This window comes from Ferrovibrio sp. (assembly GCF_035304305.1).
Lineage (GTDB): Bacteria > Pseudomonadota > Alphaproteobacteria > Ferrovibrionales > Ferrovibrionaceae > Ferrovibrio.
In genome coordinates, this window is the sequence record NZ_DATGQG010000095.1 from 1 (window position 1) to 16,707 (window position 16,707).

The 16,707-nt window shown below is 69.4% G+C and carries 18 protein-coding genes; 6 read left to right on the top strand and 12 right to left on the bottom strand.

Features of this window, described 5'->3' with window-relative positions:
• From VKZ87_RS11205 to VKZ87_RS11225, 5 genes are all read right to left on the bottom strand, one after another.
• On the bottom strand, positions 1–546 hold a 546-nt coding region (locus VKZ87_RS11205), incomplete at its 3' end, for a hypothetical protein (RefSeq protein WP_414655648.1).
• 154 nt (positions 547–700) lie between these two features.
• Complete coding sequence (locus VKZ87_RS11210) at positions 701–1,249, bottom strand: PAS domain-containing protein (protein ID WP_324221344.1); 549 nt, start codon at positions 1,247–1,249, stop codon at positions 701–703.
• Between the two features lie 221 nt (positions 1,250–1,470).
• A complete protein-coding gene (gene groL / locus VKZ87_RS11215) occupies positions 1,471–3,114 on the bottom strand; it encodes a chaperonin GroEL (RefSeq protein WP_324221345.1) in 1,644 nt (547 codons plus the stop codon).
• 47 nt (positions 3,115–3,161) lie between these two features.
• Positions 3,162–3,476: a co-chaperone GroES gene (groES, locus tag VKZ87_RS11220; protein ID WP_324221346.1), complete on the bottom strand. Its 315-nt coding sequence runs from the start codon at positions 3,474–3,476 to the stop codon at positions 3,162–3,164.
• Positions 3,477–3,684: 208 nt separating this feature from the next.
• Positions 3,685–4,623 carry a dihydrodipicolinate synthase family protein gene (locus tag VKZ87_RS11225; protein ID WP_324221347.1) on the bottom strand — a complete coding sequence of 313 codons (939 nt, stop codon included), beginning with the start codon at positions 4,621–4,623 and terminating at the stop codon, positions 3,685–3,687.
• An 87-nt stretch (positions 4,624–4,710) separates the two neighbouring features.
• On the opposite strand from VKZ87_RS11225, the gene VKZ87_RS11230 reads away from it, so the two are divergent.
• The 3 genes from VKZ87_RS11230 to VKZ87_RS11240 all read left to right on the top strand — a co-directional run bounded on the left by VKZ87_RS11230 (position 4,711) and on the right by VKZ87_RS11240 (position 8,136).
• On the top strand, positions 4,711–5,100 hold the full coding sequence (locus VKZ87_RS11230; RefSeq protein WP_324221348.1) for a PaaI family thioesterase: 390 nt from the start codon (positions 4,711–4,713) through the stop codon (positions 5,098–5,100).
• Between the two features lie 100 nt (positions 5,101–5,200).
• A complete protein-coding gene (locus VKZ87_RS11235; RefSeq protein ID WP_324221349.1) occupies positions 5,201–6,370 on the top strand; it encodes an alanine racemase in 1,170 nt (389 codons plus the stop codon).
• A gap of 167 nt (positions 6,371–6,537) precedes the next feature.
• Complete coding sequence (locus VKZ87_RS11240; RefSeq protein WP_324221350.1) at positions 6,538–8,136, top strand: sensor histidine kinase; 1,599 nt, start codon at positions 6,538–6,540, stop codon at positions 8,134–8,136.
• 12 nt (positions 8,137–8,148) lie between these two features.
• Here the strand turns inward: VKZ87_RS11240 and VKZ87_RS11245 are convergent, their stop codons facing one another.
• The 7 genes from VKZ87_RS11245 to rsmI all read right to left on the bottom strand — a co-directional run bounded on the left by VKZ87_RS11245 (position 8,149) and on the right by rsmI (position 13,950).
• Positions 8,149–8,949, bottom strand: a complete 801-nt coding sequence (locus VKZ87_RS11245; RefSeq protein WP_324221351.1) for a dienelactone hydrolase family protein — start codon at positions 8,947–8,949, stop codon at positions 8,149–8,151.
• Positions 8,950–8,962: 13 nt separating this feature from the next.
• Positions 8,963–10,084, bottom strand: a complete 1,122-nt coding sequence (locus VKZ87_RS11250; protein WP_324221352.1) for a DUF2336 domain-containing protein — start codon at positions 10,082–10,084, stop codon at positions 8,963–8,965.
• 173 nt (positions 10,085–10,257) lie between these two features.
• On the bottom strand, positions 10,258–11,214 hold the full coding sequence (gene gshB / locus VKZ87_RS11255; protein WP_324221353.1) for a glutathione synthase: 957 nt from the start codon (positions 11,212–11,214) through the stop codon (positions 10,258–10,260).
• Positions 11,215–11,282: 68 nt separating this feature from the next.
• On the bottom strand, positions 11,283–12,110 hold the full coding sequence (locus VKZ87_RS11260; RefSeq protein WP_324221354.1) for a transglutaminase-like domain-containing protein: 828 nt from the start codon (positions 12,108–12,110) through the stop codon (positions 11,283–11,285).
• An 8-nt stretch (positions 12,111–12,118) separates the two neighbouring features.
• Positions 12,119–12,742: a BON domain-containing protein gene (locus tag VKZ87_RS11265; protein WP_324221355.1), complete on the bottom strand. Its 624-nt coding sequence runs from the start codon at positions 12,740–12,742 to the stop codon at positions 12,119–12,121.
• Between the two features lie 36 nt (positions 12,743–12,778).
• Complete coding sequence (locus VKZ87_RS11270; RefSeq protein WP_324221356.1) at positions 12,779–13,135, bottom strand: YraN family protein; 357 nt, start codon at positions 13,133–13,135, stop codon at positions 12,779–12,781.
• Positions 13,132–13,950 (bottom strand): 16S rRNA (cytidine(1402)-2'-O)-methyltransferase, encoded by an 819-nt coding sequence (gene rsmI, locus VKZ87_RS11275; protein ID WP_324221357.1) that lies wholly within the window; start codon positions 13,948–13,950, stop codon positions 13,132–13,134. Before rsmI ends, VKZ87_RS11270 begins: the two co-directional genes overlap by 4 nt.
• Positions 13,951–14,095: 145 nt before the next feature.
• On the opposite strand from rsmI, the gene VKZ87_RS11280 reads away from it, so the two are divergent.
• The 3 genes from VKZ87_RS11280 (at position 14,096) to VKZ87_RS11290 (ending at position 16,704) form a co-directional block, all read left to right on the top strand.
• Positions 14,096–15,490, top strand: coding sequence for a penicillin-binding protein activator (locus tag VKZ87_RS11280; RefSeq protein WP_324221358.1), 1,395 nt, complete (start codon positions 14,096–14,098; stop codon positions 15,488–15,490).
• A gap of 155 nt (positions 15,491–15,645) precedes the next feature.
• Complete coding sequence (locus VKZ87_RS11285) at positions 15,646–16,194, top strand: response regulator (RefSeq protein ID WP_324221359.1); 549 nt, start codon at positions 15,646–15,648, stop codon at positions 16,192–16,194.
• A 9-nt stretch (positions 16,195–16,203) separates the two neighbouring features.
• Complete coding sequence (locus VKZ87_RS11290) at positions 16,204–16,704, top strand: hypothetical protein (protein ID WP_324221360.1); 501 nt, start codon at positions 16,204–16,206, stop codon at positions 16,702–16,704.
• The last annotated feature ends 3 nt before the right edge of the window (positions 16,705–16,707 follow it).

Here is a 16,707-nt window from a genome sequence, read left to right on the forward strand (position 1 = left end):
GCCCAGGCCGCGCTGGCTGCGCGGGCCCCGGGTTTCCGCGTCATGGCCGCCGAAGGGCGCCCAGCGCGCGCCGTAACTGTCGTCATCCCTGTCGTCATAGCCGTAGCCGGGCCGTGGGCCGGCATCGAGATGGCGGCGGTAGCGCGCGACATCCTCCCCGCCCATGCCCATGCCCATACCCGGGCGCTGGCGATGGCCCATGCCGCCATGGCTGAACGGCGCGTCGCGCCCGTCGTCTTCGTAACCGCGGCCGCTGCCCGACCAGTCGACGTTCGAACGCGTGCCCCCTCTCATGTCATCGGGGCCGATGTCATCAGGGCCCATCCCGGCGGCGCCGCGCCCGCCGGGATCGGGCGCGATGACATCGCGCTCCATGCCGCGGGTGAAGCGCGCGCCGCCATAGTCGCGGCGGCTCAGTTCCTGGCCCGGCTCTGCGGACCTGTCGTCGCGCCGCTCCCCGCGCTCGCGGCCGTAATCCCCGCGCCCGTATTCCCCGCGTCCGTATTCCCCGTGTCCGTGCTCGTGATCTCTCCAGTGCCGGGGCATGACAAATCTCCCTTCATTCCTCTGATGCTGCGGCCCGATATGCGGCGGCAGAGAAGAGGAAACAGGGGCGATGCGGCCCAGTTCCGTGGCGAAGCAGTTCCGTGTGCGATGCGGTTCCGCAGCGAAGCAGTTCCGTGCGCGATGCGGTTCGCTATCAGCCCGGCCGGCCCGACGGCGGCACGCGGTAGATGCCGCAGAGGAACATGTCGGGCGTGGCGTCGTCGCTGCTCAGCGGCAGGATCAGGCGCTCGTAGCTCCACACGCGGCCGTCGTCGCCCAGCAGGGTCAGCCGGTCGCAGCGCGGCTGCGGGCGGGCCAGCACGGCCTCGTACTGCTCCTCGACGATGCGGGCGACTTCCGGCGTGCGGATGTCGGCCGGCGACTTGCCGGTCAGGGTCTGGCCGTGGATCTCGTCCACCGCGGTGCCCGAGAGGCGGTAGCGGAAGCGCGGCGTGCCCCGCGGATCGACCTCGACGAGGAAGATGTTGGCGAGCCAGGGCGCGAGGTCGAGCGGATCGATGTCGGCGCGGGCGGGAAAGCGCCGGCCGCGGCGGCGGGCGTTCCAGTAGGCGTAGAGCGCGGGCAGCTGGGCGCCGCAGCCCGCGCCGGCGCGGCCGCAGCGCTGGCAGATTTCGTCGGTGCCCGCCTGTGCCGGGCCGGCGGCAGTCTTGCCGGATCCGTCCGGCGGGGTCTGCGTCTCCATCTCCGGCTCGATCCCGGTTGAACAGCCCCTTCGATAATGCAACGGGCCCGCAGCGGCAAGCCCGTTCGTATACGAATAAATTCCCCCGACGCTTTTGATGCGAAACGATTTTTCACGGCAGCGATGCGTGGTTGCCGGGCCGGCGGGGGAAGACGCGCGGCCAGAAAAAAGGCCCGGGATCGCTCCCGGGCCTTCCAGTGAGATGACGGCGGGTGCCGGACTTAGAAGTCCATGCCGCCCATGCCGCCCATGCCGCCCGGCGCGCCGGCGGCCGGAGCCTTCGGCTCCGGCTTGTCGGCGACCATCGCCTCGGTGGTGATCAGCAGGCCGGCGACCGAAGCCGCACCCTGCAGCGCCACGCGGACGACCTTGGCCGGATCGATCACGCCGGCCTTGACCAGGTCGGTGTACTCTTCCGTCTGGGCGTTGAAGCCCCAGTTGGTGTCCTTCGACTCGAGCAGCTTGCCGGCCACCACGGCGCCGTCCAGACCCGCGTTCTCGGCGATCTGGCGGACGGGAGCCTGCAGCGCGCGGCGCACGATCTCGACGCCATGCTTCTGGTCGCCGTTCTCGCAGCGCACCTTGTCGATGGCGCGGGTGGCATAGAGCAGGGCGGTACCGCCGCCCGGCACGATGCCTTCCTCGACCGCCGCACGGGTCGCATGCAGCGCGTCGTCGACGCGGTCCTTGCGCTCCTTCACCTCGACCTCGGTGGCGCCGCCGACCTTGATGACGGCCACGCCGCCGGCCAGCTTGGCCAGCCGCTCCTGCAGCTTCTCGCGGTCATAGTCGGAGGTGGTCTCCTCGATCTGCGCCTTGATCTGGGCGCAGCGGGCGTCGATGTCCTTCTTCTTGCCGGCGCCGCCGACGATCGTGGTGTTCTCCTTGTCGATCGTGACCTTCTTGGCGGTGCCCAGCATCTGCAGGGTGACGCTCTCCAGCTTGATGCCGAGATCCTCGGAGATCAGCTGGCCGCCGGTGAGGATCGCGATGTCCTCCAGCATGGCCTTGCGGCGGTCGCCGAAGCCCGGCGCCTTGACGGCCGCGACCTTGAGGCCGCCGCGCAGCTTGTTGACCACCAGGGTGGCCAGCGCCTCGCCCTCGACATCCTCGGCGACGATCAGCAGCGGACGGCCGGTCTGCACGACCGCCTCGAGCACCGGCAGCATCGCCTGCAGGCCCGACAGCTTCTTCTCATGCAGCAGGATGTAGGGGTTCTCCATCTCGCAGATCATCTTCTCTGCGTTGGTGATGAAGTACGGCGACAGGTAGCCGCGGTCGAACTGCATGCCCTCGACGACGTCCAGCTCGGTCTCCAGGCTCTTCGCCTCTTCCACCGTGATGACGCCCTCGTTGCCGACCTTCTCCATCGCCTTGGCGATCATCTCGCCGATCTCGGTGTCGCCGTTGGCCGAGATGGTGCCGACCTGGGCGACTTCCTTCGAGCCGGCGATCTTCTTGGCGCGGGCCCGCACGTCCTCGATCACCTTCTCGACGGCGAGGTCGATGCCGCGCTTCAGGTCCATCGGGTTCATGCCGGCGGCAACCGCCTTGGCGCCCTCGCGGACGATGGCCTGGGCCAGCACGGTGGCGGTGGTGGTGCCGTCGCCGGCCTGGTCGTTGGCCTTCGAGGCAACCTCGCGCACCATCTGGGCGCCCATGTTCTCGAACTTGTCGGCAAGCTCGATGTCCTTGGCGACGGTGACGCCGTCCTTGGTGATGCGCGGCGCGCCGAAGGACTTGTCGAGCACGACGTTGCGGCCCTTCGGGCCGAGCGTCACCTTGACGGCATCGGCGAGGATGTCGACGCCGCGCAGCATCTTGCTACGCGCATCGGCGCCAAACTTGACGTCTTTAGCAGCCATATTCGTTTCTCCTTGGAATCAAGACAGAATTGTCGGGGCGCCCTGGATCAGGCGGCCTTCTTCTTGCTGGCGACACCCTCGATGATGCCCATGATGTCGGACTCCTTCATGATCAGGAGCTCCTCGCCATCCAGCTTCACCTCGGTGCCCGACCACTTGCCGAACAGGACGCGGTCGCCGACCTTGACGTCCAGCGGCTGAACCTTGCCGTTCTCGTCCCGGGCGCCCGGGCCGACGGCGATGACTTCGCCCTGCATCGGCTTTTCCTTGGCGGTATCCGGAATGATGATGCCGCCGGCGGTACGCTCTTCCTCGGCCACGCGCTTCACCACCACGCGGTCATGCAGCGGACGAAACTTCATGCGATCCTCCATAAGTTGTCGCATAGACAGGATGTGAATTCCTCGGGAGCCCAACGAAATCAAAGACTTGGCAGCCGATCGCGCAGGGCTGTTAGCACTCTCCCTGAGAGAGCGCCAGACACCTAAGCACCCGCCCCCGCCCTGTCAAGGAGGGGTCGCCGAGATTCCGCCACAATTTTTCCGTGACCGGGGCCTGCGCCGGTGGGAATCAGGCCGCCGCCCGGCCGGCCCGGTGCGCCATCTCGGCCGCCAGCAGCGCCCGCGCCGCCGCGCGGATCTCCTCATGCAGGGCCGGATCGGCCTCTGTCAGCAGCGGCAGGATCGGGCCCATGTCGGCGAGGCCCGACAGCGTCACCGCGGTATGCAGCACGCGGATGTTGTTGCCGCGCTCGCGCAGATCCTCCAGCGGGGCGAAATGCGGCAGCAGGCGTTCAGCCGCGGCCCAGTCCTGCGCCTGCAGGGTGCGCAGCAGCTGCATGGACAGCGCCGGCGCGAGGCAGACGCAGCCCGCCGTGAAACCCGCCAGCCCGAAATGCCTCATGTGCGGCACGGCCGGCGGCTCGCCGAAGCCCGAGACGATGCGCGCGCGCCCCACCGCGGCGATCAGCGCGTCGAGATAGGCGTCCTGCTCGATCGTCCTGCGCGGCACGGCGTATTTGATGCCGAAGACCGCGCCCTGCTCCACCAGCCGGCCCAGCGCCTCGGGCGCCACGTAATTCTCGCTCCTGATGTAGACGATCAGCTTCACTCCGGCGGCGGCGGCGAAATCCTGCAGCCCGCGCGCCACGCCGTCCGCCGTCTGCGGCCCGGTCATCGGCAGGGCCATGGCGACGGGGAAGCGCATGTGCTTGAGGATCGCCGCCTGGTCCATCAGCTTGCCCCAGTCGGGCCCGACCGAGGGAATCACCCAGCTGTTTTCGGCCGCCATGCCGGCCAGACGCTCCAGCCAGTCCCGGAACCGCGAGACCGGCCAGTTCTGCACATTGGCGTTGCCGCCATAGAGCAGCGTGCTGACGCCGCCCGCCTCGATATGCCGGATCAGCGCCGCATTGGCGGCATCGGCGAAGTCCAGCTCCGGCGTCAGCGCCAGCGGCGGCACCGCCAGCACCGAGCGGGCCAGTTCGGATGTCTCGGCATGGGTCAGCATGGGCGTTCCTCTGTTGTCGCGCATGCTACAGGCGTTCCGGCGGCAAGGCCAAGCGGCTAGACTGCCGCGAAACCAGGGAGAGAGACCATGCCGGATAACAGCCTGCCCTTTTCCGACCTGATGGGCCTGAAGATCCTCGAGGTCACCAGGGAGAAGGTCACCGCCGAACTGCCGGTGAAGCCCGAACTCTGCACCCGGCCTGCCGTGCTGCATGGCGGCGCGATGATGGCCTTCGCCGACACGCTGGGCGCCATCGGCACGGTGGCGAACCTGAGCGACGGCGCCAGCACGACGACCATCGAGAGCAAGACCAATTTCTTCGCCGCCATCCCGGCCGGCGACACGGCGAAGGCCGAATGCACGCCGCTGCATCGCGGCCGCACCACCATGGTGTGGCAGACGAGGATCAGCCGCGGCGACGGCAAACTCGCCGCCATCGTCACGCAGACCCAGCTCGTGCTGCCGGCGAAGCCATAGGCCGCCGGCCGCCGGCCCGGTCTGTTTTCCTGTCGTTTCGGACACCGATAGCGGCTATGGTCGCGGAAACGGACCACAGTTTCGAAAGCCGCGAACCGCGATGAATCTCGCCGACCTCCCCACGCCCGTCCTGCTGCTCGACCGCACGCGGCTGGAGCGCAACTGCCTGCGCATGCGCGGGCGCGCGAAAACACTCGGCGTGCAGCTGCGGCCGCATCTGAAGACGGCGAAATCGGCCACCATCGCCGAAATCGCCCATGGCGGCGCGAAAGGCCCGATCACCGTCTCGACGCTCGCGGAGGCGGACTACTTCGCCGCCCGCGGCTTCCGCGACATTCTCTATGCCGTGCCGGTCGCGCCGCAGAAGCTGGCGCAGGTGGCGGCGATCATGCGGCGCGACGGCTGCGACCTGAAGATCATCACCGACAATCTCGACGTGGCGCTCGCGATTGCCGAAAAAGGCGCGGCGCTCGGCGTCACCTTTCGCGTGCTGATCAAGATCGACTGCGGGCTGGGCCGCGCCGGCATCACGCCCGACTCCGAGGCGCTGCTGCCGATCGCGGCAGCCCTGTCGAAACCGGGCGCGGAACTCGCCGGCGTGCTGACCCATGCCGGCCATTCCTATCACGCCAGGACGATCGCAGAGATCAGGCACATCGCGGAAGACGAGCGCGCGGCGGTGGTGAAGGCGGCGCAGCGCCTGCGCGAGGCCGGCCATCCCTGCCCCATCGTCAGCCTCGGCTCGACGCCGACGGCGGTGCATGCCGACAGCCTTGCCGGCGTCACCGAGATGCGGCCGGGCAACTACGTCTTCTTCGATCTCTTCCAAGTCGGCGTGCAGTCCTGCCGCATGGAGGATATCGCCGTCTCTGTGCTGGCCACCGTGGTGTCGCATCACCGCGGCCGCAACCATCTGCTGATCGATGCCGGCGGGCTGGCCCTGTCGAAGGATACCGGCGCCAACGAGCATGCGCCGGGCACCGGCTACGGCCTGGTCTGCCGCCCCGGGGCGCCGCTGCCCCTGCCGGGGCTGGCGATCCATGACGTGCACCAGGAACACGGCCTCGTCGGCCCGCTTCCCGCGCCGGAGGGTTCGCCGGCGGCGGCGCTGGATTTCGCCGCCTTTCCGCCGGGCAGCCGCCTTCGCGCCCTGCCGAACCATTCCTGCATGACCGGCGCGATGTATGACCGCTACTACGTCACCGAAAACCTGGACCAGGGCGGCGGCCTGGCGGTCGTGGCGGAATGGGACCGGGTGAACGGCTGGTAGCGGCCGGGAAAGAATGGACGCCACCTACGTTTAGAGGTTGAATAGGCGGCAGGGAATTACAAACGGGCAGTTCGTTGAGCGCCAGGCGGACAGCAGAAACCAGAGGGCATCGCAGGAGCGACCGGCGGCGCGCCCGCTTCCGCCAGTTCCTGCCGCTGAATGCCCTCGTGACGCTGTGCACCGCCAGCGCCACCGCCGCCATCCTGTCGACCGATTTCCCCGGACCGCAGATCACCATCTGGTGGCTCGCCCATATGGTCGTCGTCGCCCTGATGATGGCGCGCCGCTTCTTCATCGGTCCGGAGCGCGACGCCGCGGGCAATCCGCGGCGCCGGGGCGAGCGCGGCATCGACATGGTCACTGCCGGCCTGTCGGGTCTGCTCTGGGGTTCCGGCGCGCTGTTCCTCGACCGGCTCGGGCTGGCCTACCAGGTCCTGCTGATCACCGCGACCGGCGGCATGATCGCGGGCGCCGCCGCGACGATGGCGGTGGTGCCGCGGGCGGCGGCGCTCTACATGCTCACCGCCGCCGTACCCTATATCACCGGCCTGTTCCTGCGCGGCGACGGCGACGGCATCGGCCTCGCCCTGATGGCCTCGGCCTTCACCGTCGCGATGCTGTTCACCAACCGCCTGATCTTCGGCGTTATCCGGCGCAACCGCCTGCTGCACGAGGAAAACACCGCGCTGTACGAGCGGGTGCGCGCGGCCCAGGAGGAACTCCTGAACGTCGCCGAAAGCAGCGAGGCCTTCGCCCTCGTCGATGCCGCGGGCCGGCTGCAGCTGTGGAACCACCGTTTCCCCGCCCTGCTCGGCATCGACGAGCAGACCCTGCAGCGCAATGCCGATCTGGCGGCCGTGCTGGAGACGGCCGGACTGTCCGACCTCCTGCAGGAAAAGCTGTCCGGCGGCGCCACGCGGGCCCTGCCCAACGGCCGCTTCGTGCGCGCCCGCATCCGCGAGACGCCGCAGGGCGACCGCGCGCTGATCGTCATCGACAATACCGAGCAGCAGGAACTGCTGCGCAAGGCGAGCGCGGCGCGCGACGCGGCACTGGCCGCCAGCCAGGCCAAGACGATCTTCCTCGCCAACATGAGCCACGAGCTGCGCACGCCGCTGAATGCCATCATCGGCTTTTCCGATCTGGTGCAGCAGCGCATGTTCGGCCCCGAATCGCCGAAATACGATGAGTATCTGCGTGACATCAACGCCAGCGCCCGGCATCTGCTGGACGTGATCAACGACATCCTCGATCTCGCCCGCATCGAGGCCAACCAGATCGTGCTGAACGAGACGGACGTCTTCCTCGACGAGGAGATCGCCACCTGCGCCCGGCTCGCCGCGTCGCAGTTCGGCCGCACGCAGCAGGCGGTCACCATCGAGGTCGATCCCGACCTGCCGCCGCTGATCGCCGACGGCCGGCTGGTGCGGCAGGTCCTGCTCAACCTGATGGCCAACGGCTTCAAGTTCTCGCCCGGCGCCACGCCGATCGAGGCCGGCGCGCGGCTGAACGCGCAGGGCGAGATCGAGGTGTGGGTACGCGATTACGGCATCGGCATCGCCAAGGAGGACCAGGCGCGCATCTTCGAGCCCTTCGAGCAGGCTGACACCCAGCTGAGCCGCAAATACGGCGGCGTCGGACTCGGGCTGTCGCTGGTGCGCGCCTTCGCCGCCGCGCATCAGGGCCGGCTGGAAATCGACTCCGCCCCCGGCGAAGGCACCCGCGTCACCGTGGTGTTTCCGGCCGTCCGCACCGGACGGGCCTGAGGGGCGGAACGGCTACCAGCCGAAGCCGAGCTGGTGCAGGAAGGCATCCACCGCCGACTGCCACAGGTCCGGGTGATCGAGCAGGCAATGGCCGTCGGCGCCCTCCAGCGGCGGAAACACGTAGAGCTGGGCATGGCCGCCGGTGCTGGCATAGGCATCGTGCCACTGGCGCACGATGTCCGGCGCGAACATGCTGTCATTGGCGGCATAGAGCCAGAGCGAGGGAACCATCGCATCGCCGCCGATGCGCAGCAGCATGTCGCGGGTAAAGACGTTGGTCGCGCCGGCGGTGTCGTTCCAGCCGCCGGAGAAATTGATGCTGCCGCGCAGGCCCGATCCGTGCTGGCCGGCATAGAGCACGCTGAGCAGGCCGCCGCGCGACTGGCCCGCCACCACGATGCGGCTGCCGTCGATGTCATCGCGGTTGCGCATGAAGGCGATCGCCGCATCGAGATCGTCGAGCGCGTGATGCAGGCCCTCGCCGAGTTTCAGCGGATCGGGATCGTACCATTCGACATAGTCGCTTTCCGATCCGCCGCGGCCGCGCCGCATCGGCACCAGCATGGCGAAGCCGCGGGCGAGGAAATAGCGCGCCTGGATTTCGAAGCGCAGCACCTCGTCGGTGCGATGGCGCCCGCCGGCCGTGGAGCCGTGGCTGAACACGACCAGCGGCCAGCCGCGCGGCGGCGGCGGCTGCAGGCCCGGATAGAAGGTCGCCATCAGCCGCGCCATCCGGCTGCCGTCGGGCAGGGGCACGCGGCTCGGCATCCACAGGATTTCCGAATGCAGCGGCTGCTCCGGTGCGTCGGTCATCTCGGCTCGGCGGTTATGCGGCGATCCGCTGCGCCGTCTGGGCCCGCGCGCGCCGGCGTTCCAGCCAGCGCAGGTCCTGGCCGTCCCAGAGATGGGAGAACTCCGCCAGCAGCCGCGTGGTGACGGCCTCGACGAAAAACGCGCGGTCGGCGCCCGACTGCTGGCCGCGCGCCATTTCCACCACGGCGGCGGCCATGGCGAAGAATTCGCCGGGCAGGCCGGCGCGGTCGTAGATGGCGCGGAAGCCGCGGCCGCCGGGATCGTGTATCAGCAGCTGCGCGTTGCGCAGCGGAACGCTGCAGAGCTGCGCCAGCGCCTGCTCGAAGAAGACGATGTCGCCGCCGGCCAGCGCGCGCAGCACCAGGCCCGGCGAAAGCTGGCCCTGTCGCTGGAGGTCGGCGACCAGCCCGGCCAGCGCCGGCGGCGCGGCGCCCTCGCCAAGCAGGCCGAGCAGGCTTCGCTCGCGCAGCTGCAGCATCATGTCGGCCGCCATGGCCGGCGGAATCCGGTAGCGCGCGATCAGCGTCTCGCGCAGATCCTCGGCAACCAGCGCCACCAGCCGGGCGGCGAATTTCGCCGGTACGCCGGGCCGCCGCGCCAGCGCCTCGCCCAGCGCGCGGCTGTCAGGAAAGCGGTCGAGCGCGCGTTCCATCATCGGCTCGCTCACCGGGGCGCCGCGATTGCCCATCAGCACCGCCACGGCAGGCTCGGCGCCATGACTGACCAGCGCGCCGCAGAGTTCGCTTGAGACGCGGGCGCGGCCGGCAATCGCCGCCTGGTGCTGCGGCGAGACCGACTGCAGCAGCTCGATCAGTTCGGCATCGGTGAAGACCGGCGAGCGGCGCAGCACCGGCACCGCGACGGCGGCAACATCGCGCGCCATGCGGGCGGCGATCGCGGGCGGCAGGTCGGGATTGTCGGCGATATGCTCGGCCAGCGCCTGGCGCACGCGCAGCTCGGCGTCGCGCGACAGGGCGGCGACGATCGCCTGCGCCAGCTGGCGCTCGCTGTCGCTCAGGCTGGGTACGCTGTAGGCGCGGGCGACTTTCGCGGCCGTGTCGGCGCGCGCCGCCGGCGAGGGATCCGCCAGCAGCCGCTCGACATCCTGAATGCTGAGAAAGGCCCCCTGCGCCACGTCCGATCTCCCGTGCGGCCTGCCCCCGGCCGCGCTCGGCGGCGGACAATAGCATCGCGTCGCCAAAAGTCACCGGGGAATTACGGTAAACGCCGCGGCTTACGCGGGTGCAAAAAATTCAGGCAGGCGCCAAGCCTATCATCGTATGCGCGATGGCCTGCGCGACCAGGAAATTACGCCAGCACGCGGCGCGCCAGCGCATCCTCGATGGCGTCCCAGATCTCGGCTTCCAGCTTCACGCCGTCGAAGCGGTTGATCTGCTGGATCCCGGTGGGCGAGGTGACGTTGATTTCCGTAAGGTAATCGCCGATCACGTCGATGCCGACGAAGATCAGGCCCTCGCGCTTGAGATGCGGCCCGATCATCTCGCAGATCTCCTGCTCGCGCCTGGTCAGCGTCGCCTTTTCCGGCCGGCCGCCGACATGCATGTTGGAGCGCGCCTCGCCCTTGGCCGGCACGCGGTTGACCGCGCCGGCCGGACGGCCGTCGATCAGGATGATGCGCTTGTCGCCCTGGCGCACCTCGGGCAGGTATTTCTGCACGATCACCGGCTCGCGCGACAGCGCGGTGAACATCTCGAGCAGGGCGCCGAGATTCTCGTCATCGGGCTTGAGGTGGAACACGCCGGCGCCGCCATTGCCGAACAGCGGCTTGAGGATGATGTCCTTGTGCTCGTCGCGGAACGCCTTGATCGTCTCCATGTCGGAGGAGATCAGCGTCGGCGGCAACACGCCGTCGAAATGCGTCACGTAGAGCTTCTCCGGCGCGTTGCGCACCGCGACCGGGTTGTTCACCACCAGGGTCTTCGGATGGATGTGCTGCAGGATATGCGTCGCGGTGATGTAGGCCATGTCGAAGGGCGGGTCCTGGCGCATCAGCACCACGTCCATCTCGGCAAGGTCGATCAGTTCCGGCGCGCCCATGGTGTAGTGGTTGCCGCGCTCGTGCCGCAGTTCCATCGGCCGGGCGCGCGCCAGCACGCGGCCGTCGCGGAAGCTCAGGTCATGGGCCAGGTAATGCCACATCGGATAGCCGCGACGGCCGGCTTCCAGTCCCAGCACGAAGGTGCTGTCGCCATCGAAGTCGATTTTCTCGATGGGATCCATCTGGATCGCGACCTTGAGCACCATGGCGGGTCCTTTTCTGCGTTCTGTGCGTTTTGTGCGGTGCGGTGCGGAAAAGCTAAAGCGCCGCGCGGCTAGTTCAACTGGTTGCGAATGTGCCGCAGGAAGCTTTCCGCCTCAAGACTTGCCGCCTCGCTGCCCGACAGCATGAGATAGCGCTCGGTCGCCGCGATCGCCTGGCGCATATGGCCGAGGCTGCCCTCCACCACGCCCAGCTCGCGCCAGGACAGCGCATGGTTGGGCGCGAACAGCAGGATGCGGCGCAGGATCTCCGCCGTGCGCTCGGCGTCACTGGCGCGCCAGGCCCGCGCCTTGATGTTGTTCTGCAGCCGCAGCAGCACCTCGCGGCCGCTCATCGGCCGCAGATGCTCTGGCTGCAGGGTCTGGTCGCCGCTGCCCAGCCGCTGCAGCAGCTCGGCCATGTCGGGCGGCGCCGCGATGCGCCCGCCGCGGAAAGGATCGAGCACCAGCGTGCCGTCCTCGCCCTCGACGCTGATCAGGAAATGGCCGGGGAAGTCGAGACCGGCCGCCGGCCAGGACTGGGCGCGGGCGGCGTAGATGTAGAGAATTCCCAGGCTCACCGGCAGGCCCATGCGGCGGTCGATCACCCGGATGAGATCGGCATTCTGCGGATCGTCGTAGGTTTCGGTGTCGCCGCGATAGCCGAATTCGACGCCCAGCACGGCGGCCAGCGCCATGGCGCGCGGCGCCACTTCCACGCCGGCATCGATGCGGTTCAGCGCCGCGGCGATGTCGGAGAGATGGCGGCGATAGGGACCAAGATCGGTCTCCGGCCGGTCGAGCGCGGCAAGCAGCAGCGCGGCCTCGGCGATGTCGAAGCCGTCATCCGGCGCGGCCCCGAGCGCCTTCAGAGAGGTCTCGATGGCCGCGCGGTCCGTCATCGCCGGCCCTATATCGGCTGGCGGCGCGGATCGGTCTTCAGCCAGACATGGCTGACGACGCGGCGCACGCCCCTGATGGTGCGGGCGTGATCGGTGACGCGCATCAGTTCCGCCTCGTTCTGCGCCAGGCCGATCAGGTAGACGGTGCCGTTCACCGTCTCGATGGAATAGTTGATGTCGACGATCTCGCGGTCGCTGGCGAGCTTGAAGCGCAGCTGGCCGGTGATCCAGGCGTCGTTGCTGAAATCGAGGATCGTGCCCGGCGGCGCGATCACGATCTCGTCGATCACCTCGCGGATGCGGTCGGAGGCGCTCCAGACCAGCTTCAGCGCCTGGTCCTTCTGCTCTTCCGTCTGCAGCACGCCGGTCAGCAGCACGCGGCCCTCGTAGACGATGGTGCCGAGCTTGTGGAACAGCGCCAGGTCGGTGCGGAACAGGGCGTCGTTGATGGCGAGCTGGATGCCCTTGTCGTTCGCCGCGTTCTTGGCGCCGCGCTCCTCGGCCGCCGCCACGCCGGCGGCGGCGCCGGCGCCGACCGCCACGCCGAGGCAGCCGCTCAGCGCGGGCGCCAGGGCCAGCAGCGCAAGCAGCGCGAAGGGGAAACGCAGGGCTTTGGAACGGAACGGCAGCACGCAGGCACTCCTTCTGTCTGGACCGGGACCGACAATCTAAGGCCGCCACGCGTCACGGACGTGGCGCGGCAGGCGGCCGGGCATCAGCAGCACGGCGTCGAAGCGCAGCCGCAGCTTCGCCGCATCGGGCTGTCGCGACAAGAATACCGCAGCGGCATTGGCAATGCGATGGCGCTGCTGTCGCAGGATCGATTCGGCCGCCGCGTCGAGGCTGGCGCGCCATTTCACCTCGACGGCGACCAGCAGATTGCCGCGGCGCGCGAGGATGTCCACCTCGCCGGCCGGGTGGCGCCAGTTGCGGGCGAGGATGCGGAAGCCCTGCAGGCGCAGCCAGAATGCCGCGAGCCGCTCGCCGCGGCGCCCGCGCAGCAGATGCGCCGCCCGCGCCGTCATTGCCCCCGGTCGCGCAGGTCCAGCGCGCGGGCATAGACCGCCTTGCGCGGCAGGCCCAGCGCGGCGCTGACCTCGTCCACCGCCTGGCGCAGGGGCACCTGCCGCATCGCCGCCGTCAGCGCGGCATCGAGATCGCCCGCCGTGGCCTCCGGCTGGTCGGGCGGCGGGCCGATCACCAGCGTCACCTCGCCCTTCGGCGGCCCGTGTCCGGCGTAGAAGGCCGCAAGCTCGGCCAGGCTGCCGCGGCGCACCTCCTCGAACTTCTTGGTCAGCTCGCGCGCCACCGCGGCCTCGCGCGCGCCGCCCAGTATGTCCGCCATGGCGGCAAGGCTGTCGGCGAGCCGCTGCGGGCTTTCCAGCAGCACGAGGCTGGCGCGCACGGCTTTCAGTTCGGCCAGCCACTCGGCCCGCGCCCCGGCCTTCGGCGGCGGGAAGCCGGCATAGAGGAAACGGTCGCTGGGCAGGCCCGACAGGCTCAGCGCGGTCAGCACCGCCGACGGGCCCGGCAGGGCGGTGACATGGATGCCCTGCGCGATGCAGTCGCGCACCAGCTTGTAGCCGGGGTCGTTGATCAGCGGCGTGCCGGCATCCGACACCAGCGCCACCACCGCGCCGTCACGCAGGCGCTGCAGCAGCTGGGGTCGCACTTTCGCCGCATTATGCTCATGGTATGGCAGCAGGCTGGCCTGGATGCCGTAGCGCTTCAGGAACGGCCCCGTGACGCGGCTGTCCTCGCAGGCCACCAGATCGGCCCGCTGCAGCAGCGCGAGCGCGCGGAGCGTGATGTCCGCCGAGTTGCCGATCGGGGTCGCCACCAGATATAAGCCGGGGGTGAATTGTGCCGCGTCGACCCCGGTGGCCAAGGACACAGGCGGCGGGGATCGGGACGGCTGGATCGGGTCTGACATGGGCATCGGAATCTGCAGGTACCATAAAGCGGCCCGGTTTACGTCAGCCAAAGTGGCCTCGCTGCTCCTTCTCGGCATCCTGCTGGCCGCCTGCCAGAGCGGGCCGGCCACCCGCGGCGGCCTGCCGGGCCTGTTCGGCGGCGCGCCGCAGCGGGTCGCGCCTGGCCCCGGCGCCCCGCCCCAGACCGGCGCCGGCCAGGCCAATGTGCCCCCGGTCGGCATGCCGGCGCCACAGCTGCCGCGCCCCGCCATGCCCGCCGACGGCATCGAGACCCAGCCTCTGCCGCCGCTCGCCGCGCCCGGCCTGGTGCCGCCCGGCGGTGCCGACGTGATCCGCATCGGCTTCCTCGCGCCGCTCAGCGGCCCCAATGCCGGAATCGGCCGCGCCCTGTTCGATGCCGCCCAGCTGGCGCTGTTCGATCTTGCCGACGACCGCCTGCTGCTGCTGCCGCGCGACACCGCGGGCCAGCCGGAAAAGGCCGCCGCCGCGGCGACGCAGCTACTGGCCGAAGGCGCGCAGATCATCATCGGGCCGCTGTTTTCCTCCGCCACCAGCGCGGTGGCGCCGCTCGCGCAGAGCCGCGGCGTGCGCGTGCTCAGCTTCTCGACCGACCGTGCCGTGGCGGGCAACGGCGTCTACCTGCTCGGCTTCACCCCCGACCAGCAGATCGCCCGGGTGATCTCCTATTCGCGCAGCAAGGGCATGACGCGCTTCGCCATGCTGGCGCCGGATTCGGCCTACGGAAATGCCGTTGCACAGGCCGCGAGCGAAGCGGTACTGCAGGCCGGCGCCGAACTCGCCCGCGTCGACCGCTATCCCGGCGACGCCGCCGATCTCACGCCCGTCGTGCGCCGCTTCGCCGCCGGCCTGCGCGCCCTGCCGCCGCGCCCGGTCGATCCGGCGCTGGCGCCGGCCACACCGGCGACTTCCCTGCCGGCCGCCTCGGGGACGGAGCTGCCGCCCGCCCGCGTGGACGCCGTGCTGCTGCCCGAAGGCGGCGCGCGCCTGCGGGCGCTGGCGCCGCTGCTGCCCTTCTTCGACATCGATCCGCGGGTGGTGAAATTCCTCGGCACCGGCCTCTGGGACGAGGCGAGCCTCGGCACCGAGCCGGCGCTCGTCGGCGGCTGGTATGCCGCGCCGGCGCCGGAGGGCTTCGCCGATTTCGCCCGCCGCTTCGAGCAGTCCTTCGGCCGCCGCCCGCCGCGGCTGGCCAGCATCGCCTATGATGCGACGGCGCTCGCCGGCATTCTCGCCCGCCAGGGCGGCGCGGCCGCCTTCACCGATCCGGTGCTGACCAATCCCGACGGCTTCGCCGGCTATGACGGCATCTTCCGATTCCGTGCCGACGGAATCGTGGAACGCGGCCTGGCCGTCCTGGAGGTCCAGCGCCGCGGCAGCCGGGTGATTGACCCTGCCCCGGCCAGCTTCCAGCCGCCGGTTAACTGACGGAACCGCCTCGCCAATCCGGAACATCACGGGGCTCCGGCGACTAAGCCGGGCAGCGGCAGGAACGCCTCGCGCAATTTCAACCAGCGCGAGCTTTTACCGGTCGCCGTATTCTAGTACAGTCCGGCCGCAATCCCGCCAGGGAGGAGTCTCCGGTGAGCGACGAGAATGTAGCGGATCACGAGCGGATCGATTTCTCGAAGATCAGTTTCCTGGTCGTCGAGCCGAACAAGCTGATGGGCCAGATGGTGCGCGACGTCCTGATGATGCTGGATGCCCAGTACATCGACCGCGCCCGCAACTTCGAAACCGCCGTCGGCATCCTGCGGCTGGGACGCATCGACGTCGTGATCACCGAATGGGCCCTGAGCGACGACCATACCGGCCATACCGGCATGGATATCGTGCACTGGATCCGCAACGATCCCGCCTCGCCGAACCGGATGATGCCCATCGTCATGATGACGGCCAATTCGGAAGAGGAATATGTCTGCCGCGCCCGCGATTGCGGCGTGTCGGAATTCGTCGCCAAGCCCTACACGGTGAACGGCTTCTATACCCGTCTGGCGGCCGCGATCGCGCGTCCGCGCCAGTTCGTGCGCGTCGGCGAGTATTTCGGCCCCGATCGCCGCCGTCGCCGCCTGCCCGACTACGAGGGCCCCGAACGCCGCGCCCCCACCGAAGCCTGGTCGCTGACGGGTTAAGCATCGCTGATGGCTCGGAAGGAAAAGCCGGTCTTCACGCCGCCGCCGCAGGAGCTGCGCCGCAAGGCGGTGAATTTCAAGAAGGGTTTCGGCCTCAAGCTGATGCCGGACGAGCAGCGCCGCCTGGAAGAGGTGGTGGAGAAGGCCACCGATGCCTTCACCAAGGATGTCGCCGAACGGCTGCGCCGGCTGCGCGCCGCGCTCGACGATGTCGCTTCCGGCAACGACCGCGCCGATCTCGCGATGCGGGCGATCCGCTCGCTGTCGCTCGACATCAAGGGCATGGGCGGCATGTTCAAATATCCGCTGCTCACCGCGTTTGCGAAATCGCTGAACGACTTCACCAAGGATATGGGCCTGCCGGGGCCGCGGCAGCTCGACATCATCGCCGCCCAGATCGACGCGCTGTATGTCGTGATGGCCCGGCGCATCACCGGCGATGGCGGCCCGACCGAGCGCGAGCTGCTGGCGGCGCTGAAGCAGGCCACCGCGCGCTACAAGCGCAGCTGAGAC